This window comes from Kribbella koreensis (genome assembly GCF_039525325.1).
GTDB classification, from domain to species: domain Bacteria; phylum Actinomycetota; class Actinomycetes; order Propionibacteriales; family Kribbellaceae; genus Kribbella; species Kribbella koreensis.
Map to the genome: position 1 here is coordinate 1 of NZ_BAAAHK010000030.1, position 1,416 is coordinate 1,416.

At 54.4% G+C, this 1,416-nt stretch carries 1 rRNA gene; it reads right to left on the bottom strand.

The features are described from left to right. Positions 1-1,365 (bottom strand): 23S ribosomal RNA (locus ABD116_RS41730); the annotation flags it as partial. Between the last annotated feature and the right edge of the window lie 51 nt (positions 1,366-1,416).

A 1,416-nucleotide genomic window follows, 5' to 3' on the forward strand; every position in this document is an offset into this window, starting at 1 on the left:
ACTCGTGCAGCATCCACAACTAGATCACTCTGCTGCTTCACACGCTGCACGACGCTCCCCTACCCATCCACACACCTGGACCACACAAGGTGGCCGGGTACAAGTGTGAATGCCACAGCTTCGGCGGATTGCTTGAGCCCCGCTACATTGTCGGCGCGGAATCACTTGACCAGTGAGCTATTACGCACTCTTTCAAGGGTGGCTGCTTCTAAGCCAACCTCCTGGTTGTCTGGGCAACTCCACATCCTTTTCCACTTAGCAATCGCTTAGGGGCCTTAGCTGGTGATCTGGGCTGTTTCCCTCTCGACGACGGAGCTTATCCCCCGCCGTCTCACTGCCGCGCTCTCACTTACCGGCATTCGGAGTTTGGCTGATTTCGGTAAGCCGGTAAGCCCCCTAGACCATCCAGTGCTCTACCTCCGGTAAGAAACACGCGACGCTGCACCTATATGCATTTCGGGGAGAACCAGCTATCACGGAGTTTGATTGGCCTTTCACCCCTATCCACAGGTCATCCCCCAGGTTTTCAACCCTGGTGGGTTCGGTCCTCCACGCGGTCTTACCCGCGCTTCAACCTGCCCATGGATAGATCACTCCGCTTCGGGTCTAGAGCATGCGACTAAAGCGCCCTATTCAGACTCGCTTTCGCTACGGCTACCCCACACGGGTTAACCTCGCCACATACCACTAACTCGCAGGCTCATTCTTCAAAAGGCACGCCGTCACACCCCACAAGGAGATGCTCCGACGGATTGTAGGCAACCGGTTTCAGGTACTATTTCACTCCCCTCCCGGGGTACTTTTCATCTTTCCCTCACGGTACTAGTCCGCTATCGGTCACCAAGAAGTATTTAGGCTTAGCGGGTGGTCCCGCCAGATTCACACGGGATTTCAAGAGTCCCGTGCTACTTGGGAAAACACTCGGAAGTCACTGTCTTACGCCTACGGGGCTCTTACCCACTACGGCTCAACTTTCCAGAAAATTCGACTTCAACAGTGATTTATAACTCCCTGACCCCACGGCATTAGGATCTGAATGCTCCCACAACCCCATATACGCAACGCACGCCGGCTATCACACGCACATGGTTTAGCCTCATCCGCTTTCGCTCGCCACTACTCACGGAATCACTATTGTTTTCTCTTCCTGCGGGTACTGAGATGTTTCACTTCCCCGCGTTCCCTCCAGAACCCTATGTGTTCAGGCACTGGTAACTGGCTTTAGAATGCCAGCTGGGTTTCCCCATTCGGACACCCCCGGATCACAGCTTGGTTGCCAACTCCCCGGGGCTTATCGCAGGCTCCTACGTCCTTCATCGGCTCTTGGTGCCTAGACATCCACCGATTGCCCTTAGTAGCTTGTCAAAACAACAACAAAAACAACTACTGAAGATGCTCGCGTCCACTATACAGTTC